The organism is Mycobacterium sp. pV006, from assembly GCF_041287115.1.
Classification (GTDB): Bacteria; Actinomycetota; Actinomycetes; order Mycobacteriales; family Mycobacteriaceae; genus Mycobacterium.
In genome coordinates, this window is sequence record NZ_JBGGKT010000002.1 from 346,098 (window position 1) to 360,281 (window position 14,184).

Here is a 14,184-nt window from a genome sequence, read left to right on the forward strand (position 1 = left end):
AAACGGTTATCTGACGATGAAGTCAATTGAGGGGAGTTCTGGTCGGCAGTACCGGGGCCTACCGATCACATCCGGCCATCCTCGGTCCGACCGGAATGCGGCCCGACAGGCGAGCGCTGGACCCAGGCATGGACCTCGGATTTCACGTACCCGTTTTCGACATCGACGGCGGCACCACCGCAATCGCCGGCGAGCTGGCCCGGGTCGGTCAGGCCGCCGAAGCCGCCGGCGCGACCTGGCTGTCCTTCATGGACCACTTCTTCCAGATCGAACCCACCGGCTTGCCCGCCGAAGCCAACATGCTCGAGGGCTACACGACACTCAGCTTCCTCGCCGCGCACACCACGACGATCGACCTGGGCCTGTTGGTCACCGGCGTCACCTACCGGCATCCCGGGGTGCTGGCCAAGACCGTGACCACCGTCGACGTCCTGTCCGGTGGGCGCGCGGTCCTCGGCGTCGGCGCGGCCTGGTTCGAGCGCGAACACCGCGGCCTGGGCGTGCCGTTCCCGCCGCTGGCCGAACGGTTCGAACGTCTCGAGGAAACACTGCAGATCTGCGCGCAGATGTGGGATCCGAACAACGACGGACCCTACGAGGGCAAGCACTATCAGCTGGCCGAGACATTGTGTTCGCCGCAGCCGATCAGCCGACCTCGAGTGCTCATCGGTGGCGGCGGCGAGCGTAAGACGTTGCGACTCGTCGCGCAGTACGGCGACGCCTGCAACCTTTTCGCGACCAGCCCCGACGAGGTCGCCCACAAACTCGACGTCCTGCGACGGCACTGCGACGACGTCGACCGTGATTTCGACGACATCCAGGTGACGGTCCTGGCCGGGCAGCCGCGGCCTGATTCCGGCGGCATCGACGAATTCGTCCGCAGCATGGCCGATTACGCGAAGATCGGCGTGCACGCCGCCTACGTCATGCCACCCGGCGGCGCGCCGGCCGCCTGGATCGACGCCATCGCGCCCGCGGTGCCCCAGCTCGCCGAATTCGGTTGAGCGCGCCCGTCAAATCGCGGGCGCGTCAGCCGTTCTGGACCGCAGCGTGACGTTGCTCCGCAGCGGGGGGAGGACTGCGGGCAGAACCAGCCGACGGCGCATCCGCGCATCCGACACGCGGAACAGGTGACTCAGGGTCGCGGCGTTGGCGCGTACATCGTCCCGGGAGGTCAGATAGGTCCACCGGTGCGTCTCGGGCAGGGCGAAGAATCGTTCGAAGAACCCGGGGATCTCGTCTGCCGGCATCCGCAGCAGGGCTTCCAGTCCGATTCGGCGCAACCGGTGCACCAGCCGCGCCGACGGTGACCAGACCACCCGCTGGGCGGCGGTCAGCGCCTCGGTGGGTTCGTGCGGCAGGTGCGCGGCCAGTGTCGCAGCGACGATCGGCGCCAACTGCAGTGACGCCGCCACACTGAACCCCGTCGCCGGGTGCACCAGGGGCGCGGCCGCGCCGAAACCCAGCACACCGGCACCGTGGTGCCGCGGCTGATCGACCGGAAACGAAACCCGTTCGCTGCGCGGTTGTTTCGGGATGGGGATGTCGTGGTGGGCAAGACGGGCGTACAACCGCCGACGCAGCGTGGACAGCGGCAGGCCGGGCCGTCGCGCCAACGAGGTCTCCTCGACCAGCACTTCGCCGCCACCCAGCGGGATGACGTAGAGGAACGTCGGCCAGCCTGTCTCACCGTGGTCGGCGCGCCAGTCCATGAACAGCGCCTGACCCGCCTTCACCAGCGGGGCGGCGGCATCCTCGTCGAGGACCAACCCGTAAGCCGTCTGCTCGGCTGCGATCCTGCGCGTGGACCGCGCATGCAGGGGGCGCCACCGACCGGCAGCGTCGACGACGACGCGGGCACGCAGCATCGACCCGTCGGCCAGCGTGACCGTCCCGGGCTGCGTCGAGTCGACGACGCGCCCGCTGCGCACGTCGACATCGGTGAGTTTGCCGGCGAAATGCGCATGCAAAGCCGGAATGTCGAGGACCGCGTACTTCCAACCCAGGTCGTGCTCGGTCAGGGCGATCGCCCGACCGGCGGCCCTGGCTGCGACCACCGAGTCGGGCAGGTCACCCGGCAGTTCCGCGCTCCACATCCCGTAGGTGGCCGGCCACGGCCTGTCGGGTGCGGGGTCGACCAACCCGGTGTCCAGCCCGCGGCGCGCACACGCTGCGGCGAGTGCCATCCCTGCGGGTCCGCCACCCACCACCAAGACGTCCATGCCCCCATCCTGCCTGCGCTGTGCCGCGCCACCCACACGCGGAGGGAATATCTCTGAGCTGCAGGGCGTTGTACAGAACGGATTGCGGAACTTCCGCTCGCGTGAATCGTGCTTTTTACCAAAAGATTTCGACAGGAGAGGTGATCAAGTGAAGAAGAAGAGTTTGGCAAGTGTTGTTGCGGCAGGCATGGTCGCCGGTCTGCTCGGGTTCGCCGCCCCGGCCCAGGCGAACGACGTGTACGACCGCGACTTGGACTACACCTTCGGCGGCTCGGGCAACAGCTGGGCCTACGACAACGGGTACGGACGCGACGACCTGAACAACCCGTGGCTGCATATGCTCTACCCGGACGTGAAGGTCCCGTCGGTCGACAACTCGGTTCGGAACTGACCGACCGCGACGATCTGGGCACCCCCGAGTGGGGTGCCCTTTTTCGTGTGGTCGGGGTGGGGAGTGACCCCGACGCCCCTTGTCACAAGTACTTGATACTGTAACGGTGATGCACGACACGTTTTTGGCCGCCGGGAGGAGCCGCACCCATGACTGACTTCGACACGGTCGACTACTTCACCGATCCCTCACTGGTTCCGGATCCCCATCCGTACTACGACCACATCCGGGCCAAGGACCCCGTCTGTTGTCCGATCAACAACGGGGTACTCGCGGTGACCGGCTGGGAAGCCGCCAACACCGTCTACAAGGACAGCGAGAACTTCTCCTCGTGCGTCGCGGTCATGGGTCCGTTCACCCCCATGCCCTTCACCGCCGAGGGTGACGACATCAGCGAGCTGCTGGAGAAGCACCGCACCGAGATCCCGATGTACGAACACATGGTCACCATGGACCCGCCGCAGCACACCGATGCGCGCTCCATCCTGGCCCGGCTGCTGACGCCCAAGCGGCTGAAGGAGAACGAGGACTTCATGTGGCGGTTGGCCGACCGCCACATCGACGAGTTCATCGCCGACGGCAAGTGCGAATTCCTGGCCGCCTACGCCAAGCCGTTCTCTCTGCTGGTGGTCGCCGACCTGCTCGGCGTCCCTGAGGAGGACCACGACGACTTCCGCGAGGCGTTCGGCGCGGAACGTCCCGGCACCAACATCGGCAGCCTCGAGCACGAGGTGATCGCCACCAACCCGCTGGAATGGGCCGACGAGAAGTTCTCGCGCTACATCGAAGAGCGCCGGGAGAACCCGCGCGACGACGTGCTGACCTCGATCGCCACCGCCAAGTACCCCGACGGCTCCACCCCGGAGGTGGTCGACGTGGTGCGCACCGCGACGTTCCTCTTCGCCGCCGGACAGGAAACCACCGCGAAGATGCTCGGCGCTGCCATGCGCATCCTGAGCGACCGCCCCGACATCCAGCAGCAACTGCGCGACGACCGCAGTCTGATCCCGGTGTTCATCGAGGAATGCCTGCGGATGGACAGCCCGGTCAAGAGCGTGTTCCGGATGGCCCGCAAGAGCACCACCCTCGGTGACACCCCGGTTCCGGCCGGCACCACGGTGATGGTCAGCCCGGGCGCGGCCAACCGCGACCCCAAGCGCTTCGACGATCCGCACGAATTCCAGTTGACCCGCAAGAACGTACGCGAGCACATCGCGTTCAGTCGCGGCATCCACTCCTGCCCGGGTGCGCCGCTGGCCCGCGTCGAAGGCCGCGTGTCGATCGAGCGGCTCCTCGACCGCCTCGGCGACATCACGGTCAGCGAGGAGAAGCACGGCCCGATCGACGACCGCCGCTACGTCTACGAGCCGACGTTCATCCTGCGCGGACTCACCGAGATCAACATCGAATTCACCCCGCTGGACTGACTAGTCGTCGATGATCGCGAGGCCTCGGCGACGCAGGTCGTCGAGGCCTTCGCGATAGGCCTGCAGGAAGTCGGGTGAGTGACCGACCCAGTCGGTCAATTCGCCGACGATCCGCACCGGCTCGCGGGTCCGGTAGGAGTGGGTCGGGTTGCCCGGGAACTTCTTGTCGGTCACGTTCGGGTCGTCTTCGATAAAGCCTTGCGGCTCAACGATATAGACGCGCTCTGCGCCCGGCCCTACCGCGAGTTCTGCGGCCAGCACCGCGCCCGCCAGCACCTTCGTCATGTAGACGTGGTTCGACACGCGTCCCTCTTCGAAGTTCGACGGGTGCCCCGGCACGAGCAGATCCCCGACCGACAGGTCGGCTTTCGTGCCGTGGAAGAACGCGCCTGACTCGTGCACGGTGAAAAATTCCGACTGTTCGCTCATGCGGTGATCAATCCCCCTGTGTCAGTGGCCGTGCGATTCTGCACGGGCACCGGGGTCTTGCCGCAAGCCCCCATTGCGGCCCTATAGTGAGACTGGGTTGGTCAGCCCAACGCCCACAGGCCCAGGCTGATCGCAAATGCGCTGAGCCCCAGCGTCGTCTCCATCACCGTCCACGTTTTCAGCGTGGTCTTGACGTCCATACCGAAGAACCGGCTGACCAACCAGAACCCCGAGTCGTTGACGTGGGACAGCACGGTGGCGCCGGCGGCGATGGCCATCACCAGCGCCGTCAGCTGCAGGCTGCCGAGATCGGCCGCGGCCACCGCTGCAGCGAGCAGGCCGGCGGTGGTGGTCAGCGCGACCGTCGCCGAACCCTGCGCCACACGCAGCAGGGTGGAGATGATGAACGCCTGCAGGATCAACGACATCCCGAGATTCGACAGCGACCCACTCAACGCGTCGCCGATGCCACTCAACCGCAGCACCCCACCGAACATCCCACCCGCACCGGTGATCAGGATGATCGCGCAGATCGGGCCCAGCGACTTGTCCAGGATGTCGCTGACCGTGGCCATCGACCGTCCACGCAAGCCCAGGACCAGGGTCGCGACGATGACGGTGATCAGCAGGGCCACCGAGGTGTCGCCCAAGATCATCAGGTACTCGGCCCAGGTCGCGTCCTCGCTGACGACCCCCGCGGTCATCAAGGTGTTCAACACCGTGTTGAACGAGATCAACACGAACGGCAGCAGCAGCACACCGAGCACGGTGAGGAACGACGGCACCGCCCGGGTGGCGGTCGCCGGACCGCCCGTACCCGCCCCGTCACCGGAGTCGCCGGTCGCGTCGTTGAGCTCTCCGAACAGCGTCGTCGGGATATCGACGTGCACGCGACGGCCGAGGGCCTGCGACACCAGGAACGCACCCACGTACCAGGAGACGACCGCTACCGGAACACCGACGATCAGAGTGAGACCGATGTTGGCGCCCAGTAGTTCGGCGGCGGCGACCGGACCCGGATGCGGCGGCACCAACGCGTGCATCGCGGCGAACGCCCCGGCGGCGGGGAACGCGAAGAGCAGCAGCGACCCGCCGAACCGACGCGCCACCGTCATGATGATCGGCAGGAACACCACCAGGCCCGCGTCGAAGAAGATCGGGAAACCGAACAGCAGCGCGGCCGCGCCCAGCGCCAACGGTGCGCGCTTCTCCCCGAACCGGTTGATCAGGGTGTCAGCGAGAACCTGGGCGCCACCGGTGATTTCCAATAGACGGCCGATCATCACGCCGAACCCGACCAGCAGTGCCACTGAGCCCAGGGTGTTGGAGAAGCCGAAGGACATGGCGTCCGGGACATCGCCGACCGGAATGCCGGCGGCGAGCGCGGTCAACAGGCTCACCAGCACCAGCGCCACGAAGGCGTGCAGTTTGACCTTGATGATCAGGAACAGCAGCAGACCGACCGCGCCGGCAGCGATCAGCAGAAGTGTGGTGGTGCCGTATGCCGGGTCGATCGCTTCCACGTGGTCCCCTCACCAAGTCGACGTCGTTTCACGATCATGGGCCTTCGTCGGCCGTTTGGGAACAACCCCCGGATAACGCCGCGTGGGGGCGCGGCGATATCCGGGCTATGACATGGTTGCGGCGGATCAGTGCGGTGGCCGGCGCGGCGGTCGTGGTCGGTCTGGTCGCCCCCGCCGCGCAGGCCCAGGGTTTCGCTCGTCTCGATCCGGTGCCGATTGCGGCGTCACCGCGCTGCGGCGGGACCATCAGCGCCGAAGCGCAGACGACCACTGTGCAGACCGGCGCCGCGCATTCCGAGGGCGGCGTCCGGGTGGCGGTCAACTATGACGCAGGGGTTTACGACGGCAACTGCGCTGTCACCGTGACGGCCACCTGGACCAACCTCGACACCGGCGCGACGGGGCACGGCGACATCACCGCGGTGTCCACGATCGACGGACACTACGGTTTCATCGGCTACGCGAGCACCACGTTCGTCACGGGCAGCGGCACGGTCGTCGTCACCGTCAGCTCGCACCCGGACGCCCAGATGAAGATCGTGGCCTGAGCTTTCACACATACCGCGCGCGGCCGGCCAGGGCGCCGAGCGCGATCTGGGCCAGATAGACCCCCAGGAACATCAGCCACGGCACCGTCCAACCGTGCGTCACGTCGTGGAGCAGGCCGAACAGGAACGGACCGGCTCCGGCGATCAGGTAGCCCACGCCCTGTGCCATGCCGGACAGCTGGGCGGTGTCCTCGGCGTTGCGGGAGCGCAGCGCGATCACCGCGAGCGCCAGGGCGAACACCCCCATGCCCACTCCGATCAGCACGCTCCACAGCAGCGGCGCCGCGGCGGGAGCGACAGTCAGGCCGGCGGCGCCGGCGAGACCCACCACCCCCAGGCCGACGATCCAGCCGCTCTGTGCGGGACTGCGCGCCGCCAGCGGGGCGACCACCAGCGCGATCGGGACCCCAACCAGAGAGGTGAGCCCGACCAGCAGCCCGGCCTGCGTCGCGGAGATGCCGTTGTCGATGAAAACCTGTGGCAGCCAACCCATCACGATGTAGGCGAGAAACGACTGGCAGCCGAAGAACAGCGTCACCGTCCAGGCCAGCCGGTTGCGCAGCAGTGACCGGCGCCCGGTCGGCGGATTGGTGTGCGCGGCCCAGGTGTCGCTGTGGCGACGTGAGGCGGGCACCCAGACCAGCAACGCGACGAACGCGATGGCCGCCCACGTCGCCAACGCGACGCGCCACCCGCCCAGCGGATCTTCGAGGCCCGGCGTCACCGCCGACCCGAGCGCGCCACCGCCCTGCAGCGCCGCGGTGTATATGCCGGTCATCAGCCCGATGCGCGCCGGAAACGAACCCTTGATCACGACCGGGATCAGCACGTTGGCCAGCGCGATGCCGGCGCACGCGACCAGCGTCGCCCCGATCACCAGATGCGGTCCCGACACCGTGCGGGCCAGCAGGCCGACCGTGACGGCCACCAACGCCAGCGAGATCGTCCGGTCCAGCCCGATGCGCGCCGCGATCCGCGGCGCGGTCAACCCGGCCGCGGCGAAACACAGCGTCGGCACGGTGGTCAGCACCCCAGCCCAGGTGGCCGACACCGAGAGGTCGTCGCGCATCACGTCGAGCAGCGGGGCGACGCTGGTGACGGCCGGGCGCAGGTTCAGCGCGGTCAGGACGACCGCGAACGCCAGCAGCGCACCGCCGGTAGCCACGGAAACTCGCGTCATCCTCTCAATGTGCCATCGGCGTTCCGCGCGCTGAGCAGGCGCCGCCCGGATGAGAGCCCTCTCATCCGGGTCTCATCGGCACACCATCGGGCGCGTCCAGACTCGTCGGCATGCGGGTTCCTGTGATCGTGGGTGTGGCGGCCGGCGTGGTCGGTGCCGGGGTGTTGGTCACCGCGGCGATGTCGATGACCTCGACGGCCGTGCAGGAGCCGCTTGCGCCGATCGTGGTTCAGACGCCTCGGCAACCACCGTCCCCTGCGCCGTCGGTGGTTGCGCCGCCGGTCGTTGCGCCGCAGGACCCGGCCGCCGGCGTCGCGCCGCCGCCCCCCGTCGTCCGGCGGGCCGATGTGCCCGCCCCGCCGCCCGCCCTGCGCCCGGGCGGAGGAAGCGACGACTGGGACGACGACGACTGGGACGATGACGCGGACGACGACTGGGATGACGACGAGGACAATGACTGGGACGACGACTGACGCCGCGTGCCCACCGGGTACCCACGGGTGGTCATGACCTCTGTCGAACGGCCACGTTGGCGCCGGCTGCTGCCGTCGGCTGTGCGCACGCGCATCATGGCCTGGGTGCTGTTGCTGGTCCTGGCGGCACTGGTGATCGTCACGTTCGTCACCTGGCGGGTGCTGGTGGCCAACATCAACACCCGGATGGACGAGGCACTGCGCTACGAGGTGGAGGAGTTCAGCGAGCTCACCGCGGCCGGCCTCAACCCCCGCACGGGACAGCCCTTCACCGGCGTCGACGAGGTGATCCGCGAGGCCATCGCCTACAACCTCGCCCGCCCGAACGAGAAGTTCCTCGGGTACGTCGACGGGGAGTACCACACGCAGAGCCGCCAGGAGCCCGGCATCCCCGAGGTACTGGCCGACGATCCCGCGTTCACCCGACTCGTCGGAGCGGTCACCGACCCCGTCCAATCCACCTACGAGCATCCCGACGTCGGCGAGGTGCGCTACCTCGCGATCCCGGTGCGGCTCGGCCAGGACCCCGCCCGCGGCGTCATCGTCGCGGCGTATCTCGGTGACGCCGAACGCGCCGCCGCCGACGAGGCCGTGCGCATCATGCTGCTGGTCGGTGCGGTGACGGTGTTGGGCGCGACCGCGGCCGCCTGGCTGATCGCCGGCCGGGTGCTGGCGCCGCTGCGCGACGTCGCCGACACCGCGCACCAGATCACCGACACCGACCTGTCGCGGCGCATCCCGTCCAGCGGCGACGGGGACGAACTCGACGCCCTGGTCGACACCGTCAACGGCATGCTCGACCGGGTCGAGTCCGGCGTCGCCGCGCAACGCCGCTTCATCGACGACGCGGGCCACGAGCTACGCACACCGATCACGATCGTCCGCGGTCACCTCGAGGTCCTCGACGCCGGCGACCCCGACGACGTCCGCGCCACCGTGGCGCTGGTCGACGACGAGCTGATGCGGATGAACCGGATGGTCTCGGACCTGTTGCTGCTGGCCCGGTCCGAACAACCGTCCTTCCTGCAGCCCGCGGTGACCGACGTGGGTCCGCTGACCCGCGAGATCTTCGACAAGGTCACCCGGCTCGGCGACCGCGACCACCACCTCCAGTCCGTCGCCGATGTACGCGCGGTGCTGGACCCGCAGCGCATCACCCAGGCGATGGTCGCGCTGGCCGACAACGCGTGCCGCTACACCGCGACCGGCGCGTGGATCGGCGTCGGCTCCAGCCTGCACGCCGGCTGGCTGCGGTTCTGGGTGTCGGATTCCGGTCCGGGCGTCACCGAAGCCGACCGCAGCCGCATCTTCGACCGCTTCGCCCGCGGCAGTGCCGGCGGTCAGCGCTCGGACGGTGCAGGGCTGGGCCTGTCCATCGTCTCGGCCATCGCCGTCGCGCACGGCGGGCGGGTGGAACTCGACACCATCCCCGGCCGGGGCGCCACGTTCAGCATCGCCATCCCCGCCCACCTGGAGCAGCCATGGCCCGCATCCTGATCGCCGAGGACGAACCGCGCATCGCCTCGTTCATCGAGAAAGGCCTGACCGCAGCGGGTTTCGTCACCGCGATCGTTGGCGACGGGGCCTCGGCCTTCGACTACGCGATGACCGGCGGCTTCGACCTGCTGGTCCTCGACATCGGCCTGCCCGAACTCGACGGCTTCACCGTGTTGCGCCGGCTGCGCACCGAGGGCAATCGGATTCCCGTCATCGTGCTGACCGCGCGCGACAGCGTGGCCGACACCGTCGCCGGTCTCGAGGGCGGCGCCGACGACTACATGCCCAAACCGTTCCGGTTCGAGGAACTGCTCGCCCGTATCCGCTTGCGCCTGAACACCGAACGGGCCGGCGAACTGACCGTCCTGGAGTGCGGAGGCCTCTCGTTGGACCTGCGCACCCGGCGGGCGACGGTCGGCGAGCGCACCGTGGATCTGTCGGCCCGCGAATTCGCGTTGGCAGAGACGTTTCTGCGCCACCCGGGCCAGGTGCTCAGCCGCGAACAACTGCTCAGCCGGGTGTGGGGCTACGACTTCGATCCCGGTTCCAACGTGGTCGACGTCTACGTGCGGTATCTGCGGCGCAAACTCGGTGCCGACCGGTTCGTGACGCTGCGCGGTATGGGTTACCGGCTCGATGCCGTCCCGTGAGTCGCCCGCTCCGGCGGACCGGAGCGGGCGACGCAAGGGGTCCCCGAGTCAGTCGTCGTACGGGCTGTCATCCCAGGGGCTGTCGTCCCAGGAATCGTCCATCGCGACGTAGGACACGTCCGGGCTGTCGTCGACGAACGCTGCGGCCCAATCGAATTGCGGGGCGGTAGCGGAGTGGACGGCCGGAAGGGGATCGGCGGCCGCGGTGGCCGCGGTGCCGGCGCCCACGATGCCCAGTCCGGTCAACGCGACCCCGGCGGTGACGACCTTCCAGGTGGATGTGCGTGTCATGAGGTTTCCCCTTTCGTCGTATCAGGTCTGACCCTTCAACCATCGCCGCGGCACATGAAGGGCGCGGGAGCCGGAGATGAGCGAGTTCTCATCCGGACAGCCACCGCGCCGCGAGGTCGAGGCGCTGCGCGGTCAGGTGCGGCCAGGCCGGGTGGCAGGCCCGGAACGGCCCGGTGGCCAGACCGAACACCACCGCCGCGATCTGACGCCGCAGCGCCTCCGGATTGACGCGCCGACAGGCGAATTCGAGAATCGTGTCGGCATAGGAGGCGGCTCGGGCAGACCGCAGTCCGGCGACGGCGAGGTGCCCGATGATCGTCGCCCACTCCTCGCCGCGCCGGCCGGGCCCGACGGTGTCGACGTCGAGAAGGCCGGTCACACGGCCGTCGTCGAGCAGCAACTGGCCTTCGTAGAAGTCGCCGTGCACGGGCACCTCCGGTTCGTCCGGGCACCATGACAACAGCCCGTCGACCAGTCGCGGGAGGCGCGCCAGCAGATCGGGGCGCGACGCGCTGGTCCGGCGCAGGATGGCCTCAGTGTCCTCGACGCGCTCGAGCGGCCCCCGTCGGCGCGGCAACGACAGGACGGAGTCGGGCAGGCGAGCGAGCAGAGCCTCCAGGTGTTCCGGCCGCGGCAACGCGTCCGCACCGGCGATCGCGTCGCGCATCGGAATGCCCGGAGCCCGCGGCAGGACGATCACCCCGTCGTCACCGCAGGCCAGCACCGGCGGCACCGGCAGGCACGGTGCGAGCAGGTCGTGCCGACGACGCAATCCGGTCACCGCCGCCGGGCGCACGATCTTGACGAACCGGGTGTGCCGACTGTCCCGCAGCTCGACCACGGCCCGTTGACCGGGCCGGTAGGCGCGCACCGTGGCGTGCAGCGGACCCGTCGACGCCAGCCCCAGCCGGCGCAGTCCCGCGGCGGGGTCGGCCAGCAGCGCCACCCCGGGCAGCGCCGGGTCCTGCGGCCACCGCCACAGCCCGACCTGCATCGCGACGCCAAGGTGTTCTCCGGTGACCACCGTCGCTCCCTCGACGATGGCAGATCCGGTGGCCGCCACCAGCACTTCGGTACCCGAGCGGCCATCGGCTCGGCGCGCCTGCGCGCGATAGCGCACCAGCACAGCGCCGTCCGGACGCACCGTGGCGCTAGCTGGAACCGCCGCACGCAGCCTGCCGCCGTACTCGGCCACGGCGTGCTGCAGCACGGCCGGCGCCGAGGCGCCGAGCAGCAGATCCAGCGCGGCAGCAGTCATGACACCAGCCTGCGAGGCGGTGGCGAGACGACGATGACGCCGAGATGAGAGTGTTCTCATCCCGGGGCAGGTCAGCCGACGACACTGGGCGCCAAGGTCATTCGGGCGGCGGGTAGAAGTACTCGCGCCAGGCGGTGATCTTCCCGTCACGCACTTCGTAGGCGCCCATGACCGGCCAGCTCTTCTGCGTACCCTCGACGATCCAGTGGTCGTGACGCTCCATCAGCACCACGTCCCCGTCCACGGCGAGGTGATGGATCTCGAGGTCCACGCACTGTCCGCGGCGGAAGAACGCCTTCATGAGCGCGTGGATGGCGTCGCGGCCCTGCAACTGCGGGTAGTCCGGGCCGATGTAGAACGTGGCGTCGTCGGCGAAGTGGCTCATGACCTCGTCGACGTCGTTGCGTCCCCACGCGGTCAGCTCCGCGCGGACGACCTCTTCGGCATTCATGTGCAGCCCCGGTCCGGCATAACGTGCGGGTGACAATAGCACGCACATCTGTAAAGCGGTCGGCGCGCGTACCGTGGAGGCATGAATCCGACGGGCGCTCCGGTGTTGCTGTACGACGGGGTCTGCGGTGTGTGCAATGCCGGCGTGCGCACCATCCTGCGCCACGATCGCCGCGGCACATTACGGTTCGCGGCTCTCGACAGCGACTTCGCACGCGACGTGATCGCACGCCACCCGCATCTGCAAGGTGTCGATTCGATGGTCTACGTCCGCAACGCCGGCCGGCCCGACGAGCGGGTGGACATCCGGACGGATGCGCTGCTGCAGGTGGCGCAGTATCTGGGCGGCTACTGGAAGCTGGCCCTGGCCACCGGGGCCATTCCGGCACGGATCCGGGACTTGATGTACGACAGGTTCGCCGCGTTCCGGTATCACGTTGGCGGACAGTACGATACGTGCCCGATCCCGCCGCCCGAGGTCCGCAGCCGATTCCTCGACGCGGCCTACGGCTGACGTCGTCGCGAGTACTTGAGGTACAGGTAGTCGGCGTGGTGCAGAGCGTGTTCCAGGGTCAGGGCGCGTGGACCGGTCAGCGTGGCGCTGCCGTGGCCGATGTCCTGGACACCGGCCAGCGTCGGTGAGAGCGTCACGCACAGTTCGTCGAGCAGGTCGGCGGCCACCACCGCGTCCAGCAGCGTCGGCCCGCCCTCGCACAGGATCCGGTGCAGCCCGCGCCGATGGAACTCCGCGACAGCGCTCGGGAGGTCCACGGTGTCCTCACCGGCGACCAGGATGTCGCGCCGGTCGTCGGGAACGAGTCCCTGCTCGGCGACCGCGCGCTCGGTGGTGACCAGGATGTGGCGTTGCGCCGGGTCGGCGAACAGCGATTCCGGCAGCGCCCCGGACCGGCTGACCGCCGCGATCGGCGGCAGCGAACGACGGCTGGTGTCGCGCAGGCGCACCGGGCCGTAGCGCTCCGCGCGTGCGGTGCCGGCGCCCACCAGCACCACGTCGGAGAAACCGCGCAGTTCGCGCAGCAGCGCCTGGTCGAGAGGTTCCGACAGCGGCCCGGCTCGCCCGGCGAAGGCGGCCGCGCCGTCGGCCGAGAAGATCATGTTCGCGCGCACCCCTGCGGGCGCGTCGGAATAGAAGTCGAGCAGCTGGTCGAGGTCGTCGACGGCGCCGAGGTGGGGCGTGGCAGGGGACATCACTACGCCTCGTGTCCGGGCTCGATGTCGCGGACATCGGAGAAGGTGACCCAGTTGGTGACATCCTCCGGTGCGTGGCCGGCCACGGGTTCCAGGATGTGGGCGACGTGGTCGCCGACGTCGAAGCGCTTCAGGACGGTTCCGACGAACCAGGCGCCCGCGGCCTCGAGAACCGGGATGCCTTCGGGGCCGTCGTGCCACTCGCAGCGCGCGAATTTGTCTGTCTCGTCGCCGGTTTCGCTGCCGAACAGCCGGGCCAGATCCACCTGCTCGCGGGGCACGACGTGCACCGCCAGATGCGTCGCGTCCTGCGCGACCCGGAAGGTGCGGTTCTTCTTGGACAGTCCGATCAGGAACCGCGGCGGGTTGATCGAGGTCTGGGAGCCGAATCCGACCAGGCATCCGGACCGATCGTCGCCGGAGCGGGTGGTGACCACGAACATCGGATAGTCCAGCAACGACACCAGCGCTTCGAACGGCTCAGAACCTGACTCGGGCATCCCGCCAGTATTCCCGACCGTCCCGTCCCTCCCGCGAGCAGACGCCAAGACCCCCAACGGAGGGCCATTTCGGGGGTGTGCGCGTCTGCTCGCGGGGAAGGGGTGACCGGGCAGGTGAGCCAAGCCTTCCGTTTAC

17 protein-coding genes are annotated in these 14,184 nt (G+C 68.9%); 8 read left to right on the forward strand and 9 right to left on the reverse strand.

Annotation, left to right across the window (positions count from 1 at the left end; translation table 11 throughout):
• The first annotated feature begins 128 nt into the window (after window positions 1-128).
• Window positions 129-1,004, forward strand: coding sequence for an LLM class F420-dependent oxidoreductase (locus ACAG25_RS04905; RefSeq protein ID WP_370487169.1), 876 nt, complete (start codon window positions 129-131; stop codon window positions 1,002-1,004).
• Between the two features lie 9 nt (window positions 1,005-1,013).
• Here the strand turns inward: ACAG25_RS04905 and ACAG25_RS04910 are convergent, their stop codons facing one another.
• Complete coding sequence (locus tag ACAG25_RS04910; protein WP_370487170.1) at window positions 1,014-2,222, reverse strand: lycopene cyclase family protein; 1,209 nt, start codon at window positions 2,220-2,222, stop codon at window positions 1,014-1,016.
• 148 nt (window positions 2,223-2,370) lie between these two features.
• Here ACAG25_RS04910 and ACAG25_RS04915 point away from each other — a divergent pair, with 148 nt between their 5' ends.
• Together ACAG25_RS04915 and ACAG25_RS04920 are read left to right on the forward strand one after the other, a co-directional pair.
• On the forward strand, window positions 2,371-2,613 hold the full coding sequence (locus ACAG25_RS04915; RefSeq protein ID WP_370487171.1) for a hypothetical protein: 243 nt from the start codon (window positions 2,371-2,373) through the stop codon (window positions 2,611-2,613).
• A 149-nt stretch (window positions 2,614-2,762) separates the two neighbouring features.
• The gene (locus ACAG25_RS04920; protein ID WP_370487173.1) at window positions 2,763-4,040 is read left to right on the forward strand and encodes a cytochrome P450; all 1,278 of its coding nucleotides are present in this window, start codon (window positions 2,763-2,765) and stop codon (window positions 4,038-4,040) included.
• On the opposite strand, the gene arr is transcribed toward ACAG25_RS04920, so the two are convergent.
• Window positions 4,041-4,469 (reverse strand): NAD(+)--rifampin ADP-ribosyltransferase, encoded by a 429-nt coding sequence (arr, locus tag ACAG25_RS04925; RefSeq protein ID WP_370487174.1) that lies wholly within the window; start codon window positions 4,467-4,469, stop codon window positions 4,041-4,043.
• A 101-nt stretch (window positions 4,470-4,570) separates the two neighbouring features.
• Window positions 4,571-5,992 (reverse strand): GntP family permease, encoded by a 1,422-nt coding sequence (locus tag ACAG25_RS04930; RefSeq protein ID WP_370487175.1) that lies wholly within the window; start codon window positions 5,990-5,992, stop codon window positions 4,571-4,573.
• 107 nt (window positions 5,993-6,099) lie between these two features.
• Here ACAG25_RS04930 and ACAG25_RS04935 point away from each other — a divergent pair, with 107 nt between their 5' ends.
• Window positions 6,100-6,540: a hypothetical protein gene (locus ACAG25_RS04935; RefSeq protein ID WP_370487176.1), complete on the forward strand. Its 441-nt coding sequence runs from the start codon at window positions 6,100-6,102 to the stop codon at window positions 6,538-6,540.
• 4 nt (window positions 6,541-6,544) lie between these two features.
• Here the strand turns inward: ACAG25_RS04935 and ACAG25_RS04940 are convergent, their stop codons facing one another.
• Window positions 6,545-7,720, reverse strand: coding sequence for a CynX/NimT family MFS transporter (locus ACAG25_RS04940; protein ID WP_370487177.1), 1,176 nt, complete (start codon window positions 7,718-7,720; stop codon window positions 6,545-6,547).
• 110 nt (window positions 7,721-7,830) lie between these two features.
• Between ACAG25_RS04940 and ACAG25_RS04945 the strand changes: the two genes are divergently transcribed.
• From ACAG25_RS04945 to ACAG25_RS04955, 3 genes are read left to right on the forward strand one after another with little or no spacing between them, the layout of a single operon-like run.
• Window positions 7,831-8,193, forward strand: coding sequence for a hypothetical protein (locus ACAG25_RS04945; protein ID WP_370487178.1), 363 nt, complete (start codon window positions 7,831-7,833; stop codon window positions 8,191-8,193).
• 33 nt (window positions 8,194-8,226) lie between these two features.
• Window positions 8,227-9,690, forward strand: coding sequence for a sensor histidine kinase (locus ACAG25_RS04950; protein ID WP_370487179.1), 1,464 nt, complete (start codon window positions 8,227-8,229; stop codon window positions 9,688-9,690).
• The gene (locus ACAG25_RS04955; protein WP_370487180.1) at window positions 9,675-10,340 is read left to right on the forward strand and encodes a response regulator transcription factor; all 666 of its coding nucleotides are present in this window, start codon (window positions 9,675-9,677) and stop codon (window positions 10,338-10,340) included. The genes ACAG25_RS04950 and ACAG25_RS04955 overlap by 16 nt, the downstream gene beginning before the upstream one ends.
• A gap of 48 nt (window positions 10,341-10,388) precedes the next feature.
• On the opposite strand, the gene ACAG25_RS04960 is transcribed toward ACAG25_RS04955, so the two are convergent.
• The 3 genes from ACAG25_RS04960 to ACAG25_RS04970 all read right to left on the reverse strand — a co-directional run bounded on the left by ACAG25_RS04960 (window position 10,389) and on the right by ACAG25_RS04970 (window position 12,340).
• On the reverse strand, window positions 10,389-10,631 hold the full coding sequence (locus tag ACAG25_RS04960; protein WP_370487181.1) for a hypothetical protein: 243 nt from the start codon (window positions 10,629-10,631) through the stop codon (window positions 10,389-10,391).
• An 88-nt stretch (window positions 10,632-10,719) separates the two neighbouring features.
• Window positions 10,720-11,889 (reverse strand): phosphotransferase family protein, encoded by a 1,170-nt coding sequence (locus tag ACAG25_RS04965; RefSeq protein ID WP_370487182.1) that lies wholly within the window; start codon window positions 11,887-11,889, stop codon window positions 10,720-10,722.
• Between the two features lie 97 nt (window positions 11,890-11,986).
• Entirely contained in the window at window positions 11,987-12,340 is a 354-nt protein-coding gene (locus ACAG25_RS04970; RefSeq protein WP_370487183.1) for a limonene-1,2-epoxide hydrolase family protein, read from the reverse strand.
• 81 nt (window positions 12,341-12,421) lie between these two features.
• Here ACAG25_RS04970 and ACAG25_RS04975 point away from each other — a divergent pair, with 81 nt between their 5' ends.
• Complete coding sequence (locus ACAG25_RS04975) at window positions 12,422-12,853, forward strand: thiol-disulfide oxidoreductase DCC family protein (RefSeq protein WP_370487185.1); 432 nt, start codon at window positions 12,422-12,424, stop codon at window positions 12,851-12,853.
• Here the strand turns inward: ACAG25_RS04975 and ACAG25_RS04980 are convergent.
• Together ACAG25_RS04980 and ACAG25_RS04985 are read right to left on the reverse strand one after the other, a co-directional pair.
• Window positions 12,844-13,548 carry a pyrimidine reductase family protein gene (locus ACAG25_RS04980; RefSeq protein WP_370487186.1) on the reverse strand — a complete coding sequence of 235 codons (705 nt, stop codon included), beginning with the start codon at window positions 13,546-13,548 and terminating at the stop codon, window positions 12,844-12,846. The genes ACAG25_RS04975 and ACAG25_RS04980 overlap by 10 nt on opposite strands.
• A gap of 2 nt (window positions 13,549-13,550) precedes the next feature.
• Window positions 13,551-14,048, reverse strand: a complete 498-nt coding sequence (locus tag ACAG25_RS04985; RefSeq protein WP_370487187.1) for a flavin reductase family protein — start codon at window positions 14,046-14,048, stop codon at window positions 13,551-13,553.
• Window positions 14,049-14,184 lie beyond the last annotated feature (136 nt).